Genomic DNA, 16368 nt, shown 5'->3' with positions numbered 1-16368 from the left:
TTATGGAAAAGATTATCATTACAGCAACTGCTGAAAGTATTGAACAAGTTAAACAACTTCTCGAAGCTGGCGTAGACCGTATCTATGTCGGTGAGAAAGATTTTGGCCTTCGCCTGCCAACGACCTTTAGTTATGACCAATTGCGTGAAATCGCTAATCTGGTTCATGATACTGGTAAGGAATTGATCGTTGCGGTTAACGCCCTCATGCACCAAGATATGATGGATCGTATCAAGCCTTTCTTAGACTTTTTGGAAGAAATCAAGACAGACTACATTACGATTGGGGATGCAGGTGTCTTTTACGTAGTCAACCGCGATGGTTATTCCTTTAAGACCATCTACGATGCTTCAACCATGGTAACTAGCAGTCGCCAGATTAACTTCTGGGGACAAAAGGCTGGCGCATCTGAGGCTGTTTTGGCGCGTGAAATTCCATCTGCTGAACTCTTCAAAATGCCAGAGATTTTGGAAATTCCTGCTGAAGTTTTGGTTTACGGAGCTAGTGTTATTCACCATTCTAAGCGTCCGCTCTTGCAAAACTACTATAACTTCACGCATATCGATGATGAAAAGACTCGCAAGCGTGACCTTTTCTTGGCAGAGCCAAGTGACCCTGAGAGCCATTATTCCATTTTTGAAGACAATCATGGTACTCATATCTTTGCCAATAACGACCTTGATTTGATGACAAAATTGACAGAATTGGTAGAGCATGGCTTTACTCACTGGAAACTAGAAGGGCTCTACACTCCTGGTCAGAACTTTGTTGAAATTGCAAAACTCTTTATCCAAGCGCGTAGCTTGATTCAAGAGGGCAATTTTAGCCATGACCAAGCCTTCTTGCTGGATGAAGAAGTACGTAAACTTCACCCTAAAAACCGTTTCCTTGATACAGGATTTTATGACTACGATCCTGACATGGTTAAATAGGACATCAAAACCCGAAATAAAAATGTTCGGGTTTTTCAAGTGTATCCATGAAATAAAAAGGGATACATGTTATAATAAAAGTAGCTCTTTAATGGAGGTGTTTGAGTGGAAAATCTGAAGAAAATGGCAGGTATCAAGGCTGCTGAGTTTGTCAAGGATGGGATGGTTGTCGGACTGGGAACGGGTTCTACTGCCTATTATTTTGTCGAAGAAATCGGTCGTCGTATTAAGGAAGAAGGCTTGCAGATTACAGCTGTAACGACTTCTAGTGTGACTAGTAAACAGGCTGAAGGGCTTAATATCCCACTCAAGTCTATTGACCAAGTAGACTTTGTCGATGTGACAGTCGACGGGGCGGATGAAGTGGATAATCAGTTTAATGGAATCAAAGGCGGTGGTGGTGCCCTTCTGATGGAGAAGGTTGTCGCAACGCCCTCAAAAGAATATATTTGGGTGGTAGACGAAAGCAAACTAGTTGAGAAATTGGGCGCTTTTAAACTGCCTGTAGAAGTAGTTCAGTATGGTGCAGAACAGGTCTTCCGTCGTTTTGAGCGAGCTGGCTACAAACCAAGTTTCCGTGAAAAAGACGGCCAACGTTTTGTGACGGATATGCAGAACTTTATCATTGACTTAGCCTTGGATGTCATCGAGGATCCAATTGCCTTTGGCCAAGAATTGGACCATATCGTTGGTGTCGTGGAGCACGGCTTGTTTAACCAAATGGTGGATAAGGTCATCGTTGCTGGACGAGACGGGGTTCAGATTTTAACTTCAACAAAAACAAGATAACTAAAATAATAAGGAGATACACTATGTCAAAATTTAATCGTATTCACTTGGTAGTACTGGATTCTGTAGGAATCGGTGCTGCACCAGATGCCAATAACTTTGTCAATGCAGGGGTTCCAGACGGAGCTTCGGACACACTGGGACACATTTCAAAAACAGTTGGTTTGAATGTGCCAAACATGGCTAAAATCGGTTTAGGAAATATTCCTCGGGAAACTCCTCTTAAGACTGTAGCAGCCGAAAGCAATCCAACAGGATATGCAACAAAATTAGAGGAAGTATCTCTTGGTAAGGATACCATGACTGGACACTGGGAAATCATGGGACTCAATATTACTGAGCCTTTCGATACTTTTTGGAACGGATTCCCAGAAGAAATCTTGACAAAGATTGAAGAATTTTCGGGACGTAAGGTCATTCGTGAAGCCAACAAACCTTACTCAGGTACGGCTGTTATCGATGATTTTGGACCTCGTCAGATGGAAACTGGAGAGTTGATTATCTATACTTCAGCTGACCCTGTTTTGCAAATTGCTGCTCACGAAGACATCATTCCTTTGGATGAATTGTACCGTATCTGTGAATACGCTCGTTCGATTACCCTTGAGCGCCCTGCCCTTCTAGGACGTATCATTGCCCGTCCTTATGTGGGTGAGTCTGGTAACTTCACTCGTACAGCAAACCGTCGTGACTTGGCTGTATCTCCATTTGCACCAACTGTTTTGGATAAGTTGAACGAAGCTGGTATCGATACTTATGCTGTTGGTAAAATCAATGATATCTTTAACGGTGCTGGTATCAACCATGACATGGGACACAATAAGTCAAACAGCCACGGAATTGATACACTATTGAAGACTATGGGACTTGCTGAGTTTGAAAAAGGATTCTCTTTCACAAACTTGGTGGACTTTGATGCCCTTTACGGCCACCGTCGTAATGCTCATGGTTATCGTGATTGCTTGCATGAGTTTGATGAACGCTTGCCTGAAATTATCGCAGCCATGAGAGAGAACGACCTTCTCTTGATTACTGCGGACCATGGAAATGACCCAACCTATGCAGGAACAGACCACACTCGTGAATATATTCCATTGTTGGCCTACAGCCCTGCCTTTAAAGGAAATGGTGTCATTCCAGTAGGACATTTTGCAGATATCTCAGCGACTATTGCCGATAACTTCGGTGTTGAAACTGCCATGATTGGGGAAAGTTTCTTAGATAAATTGGTATAAGATGACGCGATATGCTATACTTGTTCGGGGCATTAATGTAGGTGGGAAAAATAAGGTTGTCATGGCGCAACTTCGTCAAGAACTGACAGAGTTGGGACTGGAAAAGGTTGAGACCTACATCAACAGTGGCAATATTTTCTTTACTTCGACAGCTCCCAAAGCCCGATTGGTTGAAAAGTTGGAGGCATTCTTTGAAATCCATTATCCATTTATTCAGAGCTTTTCCTTGCTGAGTCAGGAAGACTATGAAGCAGAGCTGGAGAATCTGCCAGATTGGTGGACCAAAGACCTGGCTCGAAAAGATGTGCTCTTCTACACGGAGAGCTTGGATGTGGATAAAGTCATTGAGAAAGTTGAAAGTTTAGAACTGGAAGATGAAGTTCTTCATTTCGGAAAACTTGGTATTTTCTGGGGGAAATTTTCTGAAGAATCCTACTATGCAACTGCCTATCACAAATACTTACTCAAGATGCCTTTCTACCGCCAAATCACCATTCGTAATGCTAAAACTTTTGACAAAATCGGTCAAATGATAAAAAATAATAAAGGAGAACACAATGACATTTTTAGATAAAATCAATGAAACAGCTGCTTTCCTGAAAGACAAGGGAATCCAAGCGCCTGAGTTTGGTCTAATCCTTGGATCAGGTCTGGGAGAACTGGCAGAAGAAATCGAAAATCCAGTTGTAGTAGACTATACAGATATTCCGAACTGGGGCCGTTCGACAGTAGTCGGTCACGCTGGTAAATTGGTATATGGAAAACTTGCAGGTCGCAAGGTCTTGGCTCTTCAAGGACGTTTCCATTTCTACGAAGGAAATCCTCTTGAAGTCGTGACTTTCCCAGTACGTGTGATGAAAGTTCTCGGATGTGAAGGTGTTATTGTAACCAATGCTGCAGGAGGTATTGGATTTGGTCCTGGTACCTTGATGGCTATCTCAGACCATATCAATATGACGGGGCAGAACCCATTGATGGGTGAAAATTTGGATGAGTTTGGTCCACGTTTCCCAGACATGTCTAAAGCCTACACTCCAGAATATCGTGCTACTGCCCATGAAGTGGCTAAGAAACTTGGTATCAAGCTTGATGAAGGTGTCTATATTGGTGTAACAGGTCCGACTTATGAAACCCCAGCAGAAATTCGTGCCTATAAGACACTTGGAGCAGATGCAGTTGGTATGTCTACAGTTCCTGAAGTGATTGTGGCAGCCCACTCTGGCTTGAAAGTTCTCGGTATTTCATGTATTACTAACCATGCTGCAGGTTTCCAAGAAGAACTCAACCACGAAGAAGTTGTAGAAGTGACTGAACGTGTTAAAGGCGACTTCAAAGGCTTGCTTAAAACGATTCTTGCTGAATTGTAATCATGTTAATAGAATTGAGGAGTATTTTTCGAAAAATTCCTTATAATTTTAGATTATTCATAGCAGTAATTCTGCAAGGAATAGTTTCGGGTTTATCTGGTATATTTCTCCATTATCTTTTAGAGATGATGGAGAAGCTAGCTTTTGGTCAGTCAGAGCACCATAGTGGATTTTTGACAGATGGAGTTTCCTCCTCACGGATAGGACTAAGTTTAATAATCGTGGGTCTTAGCTCGTCCTTAGTCTGGTACTTCTTGCAAAAAGAGTCGAAGATTTTTTCCATCAAAGCTCAGATGAAGGATGAGACTTCACAATACAAGCTTCATTTTCTAAAACAGCTATTTCATTCAATTTGGCAGATCATTGCAGTTGGAGGGGGAGCCCCTATTGGCAAAGAAGCTGCACCACGAGAAATTGGAACTCTATTTGCAGGACCAATTGGAAAAATATGTTCTCTCTCTAAGAAGGATCAAATCTTTCTCCTTGCTTGTGGTGCTGGTGCTGGTTTAGCAGCTGTCTATCAGGTTCCATTAACAAGTGTCTTCTTTGTTTTTGAAACCCTAGGAATTGCTCTATCTATTAAACGATTTGTCTTAGTCGGTTTGACTACCTATGTGTCAACCTATACAGCAGGCTTGGTTATTTCAGATCAGGCTCTCTACCAGATTCCAGCTATCACATGGTCATTAAAGGAAATATGGATTATTCCCTTATTACTTCTTTTCTTAACCCCACTGGCTTGGCTTTTTGGTCGCTTAAGTAAAGAAGCGTCTTCAAACAGAATAAAAGATAAACGAATACTTCTCACATTGCCCTCAGCTTTTCTTTTTCTTGTTGGTCTTGCAAGTTCCTTTCCACATCTACTTGGTAATGGACGCATGATGGCTCAGGAAATTTTAAATGGTAGCAGTGGTCAAACAGTGCTTCTCATGTTTTTCCTAAAAGCAGTGGTCGTTCTTATTATCCTTTGGGCAGGGGCCTATGGTGGTACTCTTACGCCATCTTTTGCCTTGGGGATGGCTGGAGCTGCCCTCTTTGGAATAATTCTAGGTGTGGATAGCCAGCCAACCACTTTACTTTTGGGATCTGTTTGCTTTTTGTCCGTGACTTTGAAGGCTCCCTGGTCTGCAACCGGATTAGTTATAGGTTTCACTGGGCTAGGTATAGATTCTATTCCGTATTTCTTAGTAACAGCTGTTTTAGCCTATGAATTTGCAAAAATGCTAGACCGCTTTCCTTGGGCTAGCATATTGTGTCAGAAGTCAAAGAATAAAGTAATTAGGTAGGAAATGCCCATTTCTTCTAGTCAGGGATTTATCTTAAAAGATTAAAAACTATTGTCAGTTTATCAATAACTGTTTTAAATAAAAATGTAGTAGGCTTATCGGAGTCATGATTGAATACGATTTTTCCTAGCTATGAAATATAAAAATAAAAAAAGAAAGGTAGAGCGTGTGTTCTGATTTGAACACGAGCGGAAAACTTTTCATAACAATAAAAGAAAGGATGGGTTAACTGTATTCATTGAACTGAATACGGGCGGAGAACTGTGTAAAAAAGATAAACTTCCCAGCATCGTCGATGCTACATCAGTTTCCTATTTTTACTTTGTTCTCTGTCGCTATCCTGAATATAAAAAAAGAAAGGTAGAGTGAGGTGTTCTAATTTGAACACGAGCGGAAAACTCGGAAAATAGATAATCTGACTGAGAAATCAGGATTTCTCGTCAGATTCCTAATTTTCAGTCGTTTTCTTGTCGCTCTTTGTATCATAAATTATGTCTATCCATATTGCTGCTCAGCAGGGTGAAATTGCTGATAAAATTCTTCTTCCTGGAGATCCTCTTCGTGCTAAATTTATTGCGGAAAATTTCCTTGAAGATGCTGTTTGTTTTAACGAAGTGCGTAACATGTTTGGTTACACTGGTACTTACAAAGGCCACCGTGTATCTGTCATGGGAACTGGGATGGGGATGCCATCCATTTCGATTTATGCGCGTGAGTTGATTGTTGACTACGGTGTGAAAAAATTGATCCGTGTGGGAACAGCAGGTTCTTTGAATGAAGACGTTCACGTCCGTGAATTAGTTTTGGCGCAGGCAGCGGCAACCAACTCTAACATCATCCGTAATGACTGGCCACAGTATGATTTCCCACAAATCGCTAGCTTTGATTTGCTGGACAAGGCCTACCATATCGCCAAAGAACTCGGTATGACCACCCACGTTGGGAACGTTTTGTCATCTGATGTCTTTTATTCAAACTACTTTGAAAAAAACATCGAGCTTGGTAAATGGGGAGTCAAGGCTGTGGAAATGGAAGCAGCAGCTCTCTACTATTTGGCAGCCCAACATCATGTTGACGCCCTTGCTATCATGACTATCTCTGATAGTTTGGTCAATCCAGATGAAGACACGACTGCAGAGGAACGCCAAAATACCTTTACTGATATGATGAAGGTTGGTTTGGAAACCTTGATTGCAGAATAAAATGTAAAAGAAAATCCTGATTTTAAGTAAAATCAGGATTTTTTCATGGATGCAATTTTTTCGGGGTCTGGTGTGACACGGAGGGTCTTTTGTCCTGTGTAAGTGACAAAGCCTGGTTTTCCGCCAGTTGGTTTGTTGAGTTTCTTGACTTCAATCATATCTACCTGCACCAGATTTGACAGGCGACCTTGAGAGAAGTAGGCGGCCAGCTCTGCTGCGTCAGTCTTGACTTCATCAGATGGGTCTAGGTTGCCTGAGATGACAACGTGGCTTCCAGGAATGTCCTTGGCATGGAACCAAAGTTCCTCCTTGCGGGCCATTTTAAAGGTTAGCTCCTCGTTTTGTAGGTTGTTTCGGCCGACATAGATGATGGTTTTGCCATCGCTTGCTAGATATTGTTCTGGTTTTTTGCGTTTCTGTATTTTCTCCCGTTGTCTTCTGCGGATAAAGCCAGTTTGAATCAATTCTTCACGGATTTCAGCGATTTCTTCCAGTCCAGCTTGGTTGAGGACGGTCTCCACACTTTCCAGATAGAGAATAGTTGCCTTGGTTTCCTCAATCAGATCAGTCAAGTATTTGACAGCTTCTTTGAGTTTTTGGTAACGTTTAAAGTAGCGTTGGGCATTCTGGTTGGGAGTTAAGGCCTTATCAAGCGCAATGGTGATAGGTTGGTTGGTGTAGTAGTTGTCTAGGATAACCTGGTCTTGGTCGTTAGGCACTTGATGGAGGAAGGTTGTTAGCAATTCCCCTTTTTGACGAAATTCCTCCGCATTGTCTGTCGCCAGTAACTCTTTTTCTTGTTTTTTCAGCTTATGGCGATTTTTTTGAAGTTCATTTTCAACACGACGAATGAGTTCACTGGCTTGCTGTTTGACGCGGTCGCGTTCAGCCTTATCCTTATAGTAGGTGTCCAACAAATCAGAAAGATTTGCAAAAGGCTCTCCCACCTGATTTGCAAAAGGAACTGGGCTGAAGGAAGTCTCAGTCAAGCATGGTTTGGTTTCTTGATTGAAAAAGTTTCGGAAAGTGGAAAGTTTTTCACTAACCAGTATGCTTTCCAATTCATTTGCCGTATCGCGTCCCAGACCTTGAAAGAGGCTTTGAAGATTTTTAGCTGTCGTTTCCTGTGTTTGCAGGATTTCAAATAGTTTCTCGTCCTTGATCGTAAAAGGATTGAGAGATACCGTACTTGGCGGAGCGATATAGGTTGATCCAGGAAGCAAGGTGCGGTAGCTATTTTGTGAAAAGCCAACGTGTTTGATGACTTCGAGGATTTTATGACTGCTTTTATCGACCAGTAGAATATTACTGTGTTTGCCCATGATCTCGATAATGAGAGTCGCCTGAATATGGTCCCCAATTTCGTTTTTATTGGAAACTGTCATTTCCACAATACGGTCATTTTCCACTTGCTCAATCGACTCAATCAGGGCACCCTGCAAATACTTTCTCAAAACCATGATAAAGGTAGAAGGTTGGGCTGGATTTTCAAAAGTCGTTTGGGTCAGCTGAATGCGTCCAAAAACTGGATGGGCAGAAAGGAGCAGGCGATGACTTTGGCGATTGCTGCGGATTTGCAAGACTAATTCTTGTTCAAAAGGCTGATTGATTTTCTGGATGCGACCATTCACTAACTCTCTTCGCAATTCCTCAACCATGTGGTGTAAAAAAAATCCGTCAAATGACATCGTTCTCTCCTTGTGATTGTATTCCATAGTATTATATCAAAAAGGTAGAATAAAATCATGGAAATGTGGTATAATAAAGCCAAGTAAAGAGAAACGAGAAGTACATGTATATTGAAATGGTAGATGAAACTGATCAAGTTTCAAAAGAAATGTTGCAACAAACCCAAGAAATTTTGGAATTTGCAGCCCAAAAATTAGGAAAAGAAGACAAGGAAATGGCAGTCACCTTTGTGACCAACGAGCGTAGTCATGAACTCAATCTAGAGTACCGTGACACCGACCGTCCGACAGATGTCATCAGCCTCGAGTATAAACCAGAGTTAGAAATTGCCTTTGACGAAGAAGATTTACTTGAAAATCCAGAATTGGCAGAGATGATGTCTGAGTTTGATGCCTATATTGGGGAACTTTTCATCTCTATCGATAAGGCACATGAGCAGGCCGAGGAATATGGCCACAGCTTTGAGCGTGAGATGGGCTTCTTGGCAGTACACGGCTTTTTACATATCAACGGCTATGATCACTACACTCCGGAAGAAGAAGCGGAGATGTTCGGTTTACAAGAAGAAATTTTGACAGCCTATGGACTCACAAGACAATAAACGAAAATGGAAAAATCGTGACCTGATATCCAGTTTAGAATTTGCCATCACAGGAATTTTTACTGCTATCAAGGAAGAACGCAATATGCGAAAACATGCAGTGACGGCTCTTGTAGTCATCCTTGCAGGTTTTGTTTTTCAGGTGTCACGAATCGAATGGCTCTTTCTCCTATTGAGCATTTTCTTAGTAGTAGCCTTTGAAATTATCAATTCTGCTATTGAAAATGTGGTGGATTTGGCCAGTCACTATCACTTTTCCATGCTGGCTAAAAATGCCAAGGATATGGCGGCTGGCGCGGTATTAGTGGTCTCTCTTTTTGCAGCCTTAACAGGCGCATTGATTTTTCTCCCACGAATCTGGGATTTATTATTTTAAACAGTAAGAGGAAATTATGACTTTTAAATCAGGCTTTGTAGCCATTTTAGGACGTCCCAATGTTGGGAAGTCAACCTTTTTAAACCACGTCATGGGGCAAAAGATTGCCATCATGAGTGACAAGGCGCAGACAACGCGCAACAAAATCATGGGAATTTACACGACTGATAAGGAGCAAATCGTCTTTATTGATACACCAGGGATTCACAAACCTAAAACGGCTCTCGGAGATTTCATGGTTGAGTCTGCCTACAGTACCCTTCGCGAAGTGGATACTGTTCTTTTCATGGTGCCTGCTGATGAAGCGCGTGGTAAGGGAGACGACATGATTATCGAGCGTCTTAAGGCTGCCAAGGTTCCTGTGATTTTGGTGGTGAACAAGATTGATAAGGTTCATCCAGACCAGCTTTTGTCTCAGATTGATGATTTTCGTAATCAAATGGACTTTAAGGAAATCGTTCCAATCTCAGCTCTTCAGGGAAATAATGTCTCACGTTTAGTTGATATTTTGAGTGAAAATCTGGACGAAGGTTACCAGTATTTCCCGTCTGATCAAATCACAGACCATCCAGAACGTTTCTTGGTTTCAGAAATGGTTCGCGAGAAAGTCTTGCACTTAACTCGTGAAGAGATTCCGCACTCTGTTGCAGTAGTTGTGGATTCTATGAAACGAGATGAAGAGACAGACAAGGTTCACATCCGTGCAACCATCATGGTCGAGCGAGATAGCCAAAAAGGGATTATCATCGGTAAAGGTGGCGCTATGCTTAAGAAAATCGGTAGCATGGCCCGTCGTGATATTGAACTCATGCTAGGAGATAAGGTCTTCCTAGAAACCTGGGTCAAGGTCAAGAAAAATTGGCGCGATAAAAAGCTAGATTTGGCTGACTTTGGCTATAATGAAAAAGAATACTAAGTAGAGGTGGGCTCATGCCTGCTTCTTGTTTTTACAGAAGGAGGACTTATGCCTGAATTACCTGAGGTTGAAACCGTTCGACGTGGCTTAGAAAAATTGATTTTGGGTAAAAAGATTTCTAGCATTGATATTCGCTATCCCAAGATGATTAAGACAGATTTGGACGAGTTTCGAAAGGAAGTGCCTGGTCAAGTTGTTGAGTCAATGGGACGCCGTGGCAAATATTTGCTTTTCTACATGACAGACAAGGTCTTGATTTCCCATCTGCGGATGGAGGGCAAGTATTTTTACTATCCAGACCAAGCACCTGAACGCAAGCATGCTCATGTTTTCTTTCAGTTTGAAGACGGTGGCACGCTTGTTTATGAGGATGTACGCAAGTTTGGTACTATGGAACTGCTTGCACCAGACCTTTTGGAAGCTTACTTTATTTCTAAAAAATTAGGTCCTGAGCCAAGAGAGCAGGATTTTGATTTGCAGGTCTTTAAAAATGCCCTCGCTAAGTCCAAAAAGCCTATCAAATCTCACTTATTAGATCAAACCTTGGTAGCTGGCCTTGGTAATATTTATGTAGATGAGGTTCTCTGGCGAGCTCAGATTCATCCAGCAAGATCTTCTCAGACTTTGACAGCAGTAGAAGCGACAGCCATTCATGACCAGACCATTGCTGTATTGGGCCAGGCTGTTGAAAAAGGTGGCTCCACCATTCGGACTTATACCAATGCCTTTGGGGAAGACGGAACCATGCAGGATTTTCATCAGGTCTATGACAAGGCTGGTCAAGAATGTGTACGCTGTGGCACCATCATTGAGAAAATCCAACTAGGCGGACGTGGAACTCACTTTTGCCCTCAGTGTCAAAGGAGGGACTGATGGGAAAAATCATCGGAATTACAGGAGGAATTGCCTCTGGTAAGTCAACCGTGACAAATTTTCTAAGAAAGCAAGGCTTTCAAGTGGTGGATGCTGATGCAGTCGTCCACCAACTACAGGAACCTAGTGGTCGTCTGTTTGAAGCTCTAGTCCAGCACTTTGGTCAAGAAATTGTATTAGAAAATGGAGAACTCAATCGCCCTCTCCTAGCTAGTCTTATCTTTTCAAATCCTGAAGAACGAGAATGGTCTAAGCAAATCCAAGGAGAGATTATCCGTGAGGAACTAGCTACGTTGAGAGACCAGTTGGCTCAGACAGAAGAGATTTTCTTCATGGATATTCCCCTACTTTTTGAGCAGGCCTACAGCGCTTGGTTTGATGAGACTTGGTTGGTCTATGTGGACCGAGATGTCCAAGTGAAACGCTTAATGAAAAGGGACCAGTTGTCCAAAGATGAAGCTAAGTCTCGTCTGGCAGCCCAGTGGCCTTTAGAAAAAAAGAAAGATTTGGCCAGCCAGGTTTTAAACAACAATGGAAATCAGGACCAGCTTCTTACTCAGGTGTTCTCCCTGCTTGAGGGAGGTAGTGAAGATGACAGAGATTAACTGGAAGGATAATCTGCGCATTGCCTGGTTTGGTAATTTTCTGACAGGAGCCAGTATTTCCTTGGTTGTGCCTTTTATGCCCATCTTTGTGGAAAATCTGGGCGTAGGGAGTGATCAAGCTGCTTTTTATGCAGGTTTAGCTATTTCTGTCTCTGCCATTTCCGCGGCGCTCTTTTCTCCTATCTGGGGGATTTTTGCTGACAAATACGGTCGAAAGCCCATGATGATTCGGGCTGGTCTGGCCATGACTATCACTATGGGAGGCTTGGCCTTTGTGCCAAATATTTATTGGTTAATCTTTCTTCGTTTACTGAATGGTGTATTTGCGGGTTTTGTTCCCAATGCAACGGCCTTGATAGCCAGTCAGGTTCCCAAGGAGAAATCAGGAACTGCCTTAGGTACTTTGTCTACAGGCGTAGTTGCAGGTACTCTAACGGGTCCCTTTATCGGGGGATTTATTGCAGAATTATTTGGCATTCGTACTGTTTTCTTACTAGTTGGTAGTTTTCTATTCTTAGCTGCTGTTTTAACTATTTGCTTTATCAAGGAAGATTTTCAACCAGTAGCCAAGGAAAAGGCCATCCCAACAAAGGAATTATTTACATCAGTTAAATATCCCTATCTCTTGGTCAACCTCTTTCTGACCAGTTTTGTCATCCAATTTTCAGCCCAATCAATCGGCCCTATCTTAGCTCTGTATGTACGCGACTTAGGGCAGACAGAGAATCTTCTTTTTGCATCTGGTTTGATTGTGTCCAGCATGGGCTTTTCCAGTATGATGAGTGCAGGAGTCATGGGAAAGCTAGGTGACAAGGTGGGCAATCATCGTCTCTTGATTGTAGCCCAGTTTTATTCAGTTATCATCTATCTCCTCTGTGCTAATGCTTCTAGCCCCCTTCAATTAGGACTTTATCGTTTCCTCTTTGGATTGGGAACCGGTGCTTTGATTCCCGGAGTTAACGCCCTTCTCAGCAAGATGACGCCCAAAGTCGGCATTTCGAGGGTCTTTGCCTTCAATCAGGTATTCTTTTATCTGGGAGGTGTTGTTGGTCCCATGGCAGGTTCTGCAGTAGCAGGTCAATTTGGCTACCATGCAGTCTTTTATGCGACAAGCCTTTGTGTTGCCTTTAGTTGTCTCTTTAACCTTCTTCAATTTCGAACATTATTAAAAGTAAAGGAAATCTAGTGCGAGTAAAAATTAATCTCAAATGCTCCTCTTGTGGCAGTATCAATTACCTAACTAGTAAAAACTCCAAAACTCATCCAGACAAGATTGAGGTTTTAAAGTATTGTCCCAAGGAAAGAAAAGTAACCCTACATCTTGAATCTAAGTAGATTTTATGGTAAAATAATAAGGATTTTAAGGAGTTTGATATGTATAACCTATTATTAACCATTTTATTAGTATTATCTGTTGTGATTGTGATTGCGATTTTCATGCAACCAACCAAAAACCAATCCAGCAATGTATTTGATGCCAGCTCAGGTGATTTGTTTGAACGTAGTAAAGCACGCGGTTTTGAAGCTGTAATGCAGCGTTTGACAGGGATTTTAGTCTTTTTCTGGCTAGCCATTGCCTTAGCATTGACGGTATTATCAAGTAGATAAGAAAATAATGGGCAAGACTAGGTCTTTGCCTCTTTTTATTTTTAAAAGATATTTGAGAAGGTTTTACAATATTCAATAAAATTCAAAAATCTAGAAAGAAAATATGAAAGATAGAATAAAAGAATATTTACAAGATAAAGGAAAGGTGACTGTCAATGACTTGGCTCAGGCTTTGGGAAAAGACGGTTCCAAGGATTTTCGTGAGTTGATTAAAACCTTGTCCCTAATGGAAAGAAAGCACCAGATTCGCTTTGAAGAAGATGGAAGTCTGACCTTGGAAGTCAAGAAAAAACACGAGATTACTCTCAAGGGGATTTTTCATGCCCATAAAAATGGCTTTGGCTTTGTTAGTCTGGAAGGCGAGGAGGACGACCTTTTTGTAGGAAAAAACGATGTCAACTATGCTATTGATGGTGATACCGTTGAGGTCGTGATAAAGAAAGTCGCTGACCGCAATAAGGGAACAGCAGCCGAAGCCAAAATTATTGATATCTTAGAACACAGTTTGACAACTGTTGTTGGCCAAATCGTTCTAGATCAGGAAAAACCTAAGTATGCTGGCTACATCCGTTCAAAAAATCAGAAAATCAGCCAACCGATTTATGTAAAAAAACCAGCCCTTAAACTGGAGGGAACAGAAGTTCTCAAGGTCTTTATCGATAAATACCCAAGCAAGAAACATGATTTCTTTGTCGCTAGTGTCCTCGATGTGGTGGGGCATTCAACGGATGTCGGAATTGATGTTCTTGAGGTTTTGGAGTCTATGGACATTGTCTCAGAATTTCCAGAAGCTGTTGTCAAGGAAGCAGAAAGTGTGCCTGATGTTCCGTCTCAAAAGGATATGGAAGGCCGTCTGGATCTAAGAGATGAGATTACCTTTACCATTGACGGTGCTGACGCCAAAGACTTGGACGATGCGGTGCATATCAAGGCTTTAAAAAATGGGAATTTGGAGCTCGGTGTTCACATCGCAGATGTTTCCTATTATGTGACCGAGGGGTCTGCCCTTGATAAGGAAGCCCTTAATCGCGCAACTTCTGTCTATGTGACAGACCGTGTGGTCCCAATGCTTCCAGAACGACTGTCAAATGGTATCTGCTCTCTCAATCCTCAAGTTGATCGCCTGACCCAGTCTGCCATTATGGAGATTGATAAACATGGTCGTGTGGTCAATTACACCATTACACAAACGGTAATCAAGACAAGCTTCCGTATGACCTATAACGATGTTAATGATATCCTAGCAGGTGACGAGGAGAAGAGACAAGAGTATCAGAAAATTGTTCCAAGTATCGAACTCATGGCCAAGCTCCATGAAATTTTAGAAAACATGCGTGTGAAACGTGGAGCCCTCAATTTCGATACCAATGAAGCTAAGATTTTAGTGGATAAACAGGGTAAGCCTGTTGATATTGTTCTTCGTCAACGTGGTGTTGCCGAGCGCATGATTGAGTCCTTCATGTTGATAGCCAACGAAACAGTTGCCGAGCATTTCAGCAAGCTGGATTTGCCTTTCATCTATCGTATCCATGAGGAGCCTAAGGCTGAAAAAGTTCAGAAGTTTATTGATTATGCTTCAAGTTTTGGATTGCGCATTTATGGGACTGCTAGTGAGATTAGCCAGGAGGCACTTCAAGACATCATGCGTACTGTTGAGGGAGAACCTTATGCAGATGTATTGTCCATGATGCTTCTCCGTTCCATGCAACAGGCCCGCTATTCGGAGCACAATCACGGCCATTATGGATTAGCGGCTGACTATTACACTCACTTTACTAGTCCGATTCGTCGTTATCCAGACCTTCTTGTTCACCGTATGATTCGGGATTACGGCCGTTCTAAGGAAATAGCAGAGCATTTTGAACAAGTGATTCCAGAGATTGCAACCCAGTCTTCCAACCGTGAGCGTCGTGCCATCGAGGCAGAACGTGAGGTCGAAGCCATGAAAAAGGCTGAGTATATGGAAGAATACGTGGGTGAAGAGTATGATGCGGTTGTATCCAGCATCGTTAAATTTGGTCTCTTTGTAGAATTGCCGAATACAGTTGAAGGCTTGATTCACATCACTAATCTACCTGAATTTTATCATTTCAATGAGCGGGATTTGACTCTTCGTGGGGAGAAATCAGGAACAACCTTCCGTGTAGGTCAGCAAATCCGTATCCGAGTTGAAAGAGCCGACAAGATGACGGGTGAAATTGACTTCTCTTACATCCCAAGTGAGTTTGATGTGATTGAAAAAGGCTTGAAACAGTCTAGTCGCAGTGACAGAGGGCGTGGTTCAAGTCGTCGTTCAGATAAGAAGGAAGATAAGAGAAAATCAGGTCGCTCAAATGATAAGCGCAAGCATTCACAAAAAGACAAGAAGAAAAAAGGAAAGAAACCCTTTTACAAGGAAGTAGCTAAGAAAGGAGCCAAGCATGGCAAAGGGCGAGGGAAAGGTCGTCGCACAAAATAAAAAGGCGCGCCACGACTATACTATCGTAGACACGCTAGAGGCAGGGATGGTCCTGACTGGGACTGAAATCAAGAGTGTGCGAGCTGCTCGAATCAATCTTAAGGACGGCTTTGCTCAAGTGAAAAATGGAGAAGTTTGGTTAAGCAATGTCCATATCGCTCCTTACGAAGAGGGCAATATCTGGAATCAAGAACCAGAACGTCGTCGTAAACTCCTGCTCCATAAGAAACAAATCCAAAAGTTGGAACAAGAGACCAAAGGGACAGGAATGACCCTGGTTCCCCTTAAAGTCTATATCAAAGATGGTTACGCTAAACTCCTTTTAGGTTTAGCTAAAGGGAAGCATGACTATGATAAACGGGAGTCTATCAAACGACGTGAGCAAAACCGCGATATTGCGCGTGTTATGAAAGCTGTTAATCAGCGATAAA

18 protein-coding genes are annotated in these 16368 nt (G+C 42.2%); 17 read left to right on the top strand and 1 reads right to left on the bottom strand.

Annotated elements, in window-relative coordinates:
- The first annotated feature begins 2 nt into the window (after nucleotides 1-2).
- The 7 genes from KB197_RS06285 to deoD all read left to right on the top strand — a co-directional run bounded on the left by KB197_RS06285 (nucleotide 3) and on the right by deoD (nucleotide 6811).
- Nucleotides 3-932: a peptidase U32 family protein gene (locus tag KB197_RS06285; protein ID WP_124787964.1), complete on the top strand. Its 930-nt coding sequence runs from the start codon at nucleotides 3-5 to the stop codon at nucleotides 930-932.
- A gap of 105 nt (nucleotides 933-1037) precedes the next feature.
- Nucleotides 1038-1721: a ribose-5-phosphate isomerase RpiA gene (gene rpiA / locus KB197_RS06280; RefSeq protein WP_064275868.1), complete on the top strand. Its 684-nt coding sequence runs from the start codon at nucleotides 1038-1040 to the stop codon at nucleotides 1719-1721.
- Between the two features lie 23 nt (nucleotides 1722-1744).
- Entirely contained in the window at nucleotides 1745-2956 is a 1212-nt protein-coding gene (locus tag KB197_RS06275; RefSeq protein WP_064275867.1) for a phosphopentomutase, read from the top strand.
- A 1-nt stretch (nucleotide 2957) separates the two neighbouring features.
- A complete protein-coding gene (locus KB197_RS06270; protein WP_064275866.1) occupies nucleotides 2958-3530 on the top strand; it encodes a DUF1697 domain-containing protein in 573 nt (190 codons plus the stop codon).
- The gene (locus KB197_RS06265; protein ID WP_064275865.1) at nucleotides 3514-4323 is read left to right on the top strand and encodes a purine-nucleoside phosphorylase; all 810 of its coding nucleotides are present in this window, start codon (nucleotides 3514-3516) and stop codon (nucleotides 4321-4323) included. Before KB197_RS06270 ends, KB197_RS06265 begins: the two co-directional genes overlap by 17 nt.
- 2 nt (nucleotides 4324-4325) lie before the next feature.
- Nucleotides 4326-5609, top strand: a complete 1284-nt coding sequence (locus KB197_RS06260; protein ID WP_064275864.1) for a chloride channel protein — start codon at nucleotides 4326-4328, stop codon at nucleotides 5607-5609.
- A 491-nt stretch (nucleotides 5610-6100) separates the two neighbouring features.
- Nucleotides 6101-6811, top strand: coding sequence for a purine-nucleoside phosphorylase (gene deoD, locus KB197_RS06255; RefSeq protein WP_000022091.1), 711 nt, complete (start codon nucleotides 6101-6103; stop codon nucleotides 6809-6811).
- Between the two features lie 32 nt (nucleotides 6812-6843).
- Here deoD and pavA read toward each other — a convergent pair whose 3' ends face one another.
- Nucleotides 6844-8499 (bottom strand): Rqc2 family fibronectin-binding protein PavA, encoded by a 1656-nt coding sequence (gene pavA, locus KB197_RS06250; RefSeq protein WP_064275863.1) that lies wholly within the window; start codon nucleotides 8497-8499, stop codon nucleotides 6844-6846.
- A 104-nt stretch (nucleotides 8500-8603) separates the two neighbouring features.
- Here pavA and ybeY point away from each other — a divergent pair, with 104 nt between their 5' ends.
- From ybeY to smpB, 10 genes are all read left to right on the top strand, one after another.
- Nucleotides 8604-9101, top strand: coding sequence for an rRNA maturation RNase YbeY (gene ybeY / locus KB197_RS06245; RefSeq protein WP_049551530.1), 498 nt, complete (start codon nucleotides 8604-8606; stop codon nucleotides 9099-9101).
- A complete protein-coding gene (locus tag KB197_RS06240; RefSeq protein WP_000378157.1) occupies nucleotides 9082-9477 on the top strand; it encodes a diacylglycerol kinase family protein in 396 nt (131 codons plus the stop codon). The genes ybeY and KB197_RS06240 overlap by 20 nt, the downstream gene beginning before the upstream one ends.
- A gap of 16 nt (nucleotides 9478-9493) precedes the next feature.
- On the top strand, nucleotides 9494-10393 hold the full coding sequence (gene era / locus KB197_RS06235) for a GTPase Era (protein ID WP_049488721.1): 900 nt from the start codon (nucleotides 9494-9496) through the stop codon (nucleotides 10391-10393).
- 48 nt (nucleotides 10394-10441) lie between these two features.
- A complete protein-coding gene (mutM, locus tag KB197_RS06230) occupies nucleotides 10442-11266 on the top strand; it encodes a DNA-formamidopyrimidine glycosylase (protein WP_049551529.1) in 825 nt (274 codons plus the stop codon).
- Nucleotides 11266-11871: a dephospho-CoA kinase gene (gene coaE, locus KB197_RS06225; RefSeq protein WP_049551528.1), complete on the top strand. Its 606-nt coding sequence runs from the start codon at nucleotides 11266-11268 to the stop codon at nucleotides 11869-11871. The genes mutM and coaE overlap by 1 nt, the downstream gene beginning before the upstream one ends.
- Nucleotides 11858-13057, top strand: a complete 1200-nt coding sequence (locus KB197_RS06220; RefSeq protein ID WP_064275859.1) for a multidrug efflux MFS transporter — start codon at nucleotides 11858-11860, stop codon at nucleotides 13055-13057. The genes coaE and KB197_RS06220 overlap by 14 nt, the downstream gene beginning before the upstream one ends.
- Nucleotides 13057-13206 (top strand): 50S ribosomal protein L33, encoded by a 150-nt coding sequence (rpmG, locus tag KB197_RS06215; protein WP_001809104.1) that lies wholly within the window; start codon nucleotides 13057-13059, stop codon nucleotides 13204-13206. The genes KB197_RS06220 and rpmG overlap by 1 nt, the downstream gene beginning before the upstream one ends.
- A gap of 39 nt (nucleotides 13207-13245) precedes the next feature.
- Entirely contained in the window at nucleotides 13246-13479 is a 234-nt protein-coding gene (gene secG / locus KB197_RS06210; RefSeq protein WP_000282517.1) for a preprotein translocase subunit SecG, read from the top strand.
- A 103-nt stretch (nucleotides 13480-13582) separates the two neighbouring features.
- A complete protein-coding gene (gene rnr, locus KB197_RS06205; RefSeq protein WP_064275858.1) occupies nucleotides 13583-15937 on the top strand; it encodes a ribonuclease R in 2355 nt (784 codons plus the stop codon).
- Entirely contained in the window at nucleotides 15900-16367 is a 468-nt protein-coding gene (gene smpB, locus KB197_RS06200; protein WP_001051750.1) for an SsrA-binding protein SmpB, read from the top strand. The genes rnr and smpB overlap by 38 nt, the downstream gene beginning before the upstream one ends.
- The last annotated feature ends 1 nt before the right edge of the window (nucleotide 16368 follow it).

Source organism: Streptococcus sp. 11-4097, from assembly GCF_018215285.2.
Taxonomy (GTDB): domain Bacteria; phylum Bacillota; class Bacilli; order Lactobacillales; family Streptococcaceae; genus Streptococcus.
The sequence above is the reverse complement of the archived record's forward strand: the minus strand, read 5'-3'. Positions and strand labels throughout refer to the sequence as shown.

Excerpts from the sequence above, each read along its gene's own strand:
- rnr (WP_064275858.1), top strand. The coding sequence starts at position 13,583 with ATGAAAGATAGAATAAAAGAATATTTACAAGATAAAGGAAAGGTGACT.
- coaE (WP_049551528.1), top strand. The coding sequence starts at position 11,266 with ATGGGAAAAATCATCGGAATTACAGGAGGAATTGCCTCTGGTAAGTCA.
- KB197_RS06265 (WP_064275865.1), top strand. The coding sequence starts at position 3,514 with ATGACATTTTTAGATAAAATCAATGAAACAGCTGCTTTCCTGAAAGAC.
- smpB (WP_001051750.1), top strand. The coding sequence starts at position 15,900 with ATGGCAAAGGGCGAGGGAAAGGTCGTCGCACAAAATAAAAAGGCGCGC.
- KB197_RS06220 (WP_064275859.1), top strand. The coding sequence starts at position 11,858 with ATGACAGAGATTAACTGGAAGGATAATCTGCGCATTGCCTGGTTTGGT.
- KB197_RS06260 (WP_064275864.1), top strand. The coding sequence starts at position 4,326 with ATGTTAATAGAATTGAGGAGTATTTTTCGAAAAATTCCTTATAATTTT.
- deoD (WP_000022091.1), top strand. The coding sequence starts at position 6,101 with ATGTCTATCCATATTGCTGCTCAGCAGGGTGAAATTGCTGATAAAATT.
- KB197_RS06270 (WP_064275866.1), top strand. The coding sequence starts at position 2,958 with ATGACGCGATATGCTATACTTGTTCGGGGCATTAATGTAGGTGGGAAA.
- ybeY (WP_049551530.1), top strand. The coding sequence starts at position 8,604 with ATGTATATTGAAATGGTAGATGAAACTGATCAAGTTTCAAAAGAAATG.
- mutM (WP_049551529.1), top strand. The coding sequence starts at position 10,442 with ATGCCTGAATTACCTGAGGTTGAAACCGTTCGACGTGGCTTAGAAAAA.
- pavA (WP_064275863.1), bottom strand. The coding sequence starts at position 8,499 with ATGTCATTTGACGGATTTTTTTTACACCACATGGTTGAGGAATTGCGA.
- KB197_RS06285 (WP_124787964.1), top strand. The coding sequence starts at position 3 with ATGGAAAAGATTATCATTACAGCAACTGCTGAAAGTATTGAACAAGTT.
- KB197_RS06275 (WP_064275867.1), top strand. The coding sequence starts at position 1,745 with ATGTCAAAATTTAATCGTATTCACTTGGTAGTACTGGATTCTGTAGGA.
- era (WP_049488721.1), top strand. The coding sequence starts at position 9,494 with ATGACTTTTAAATCAGGCTTTGTAGCCATTTTAGGACGTCCCAATGTT.
- KB197_RS06240 (WP_000378157.1), top strand. The coding sequence starts at position 9,082 with ATGGACTCACAAGACAATAAACGAAAATGGAAAAATCGTGACCTGATA.
- secG (WP_000282517.1), top strand. The coding sequence starts at position 13,246 with ATGTATAACCTATTATTAACCATTTTATTAGTATTATCTGTTGTGATT.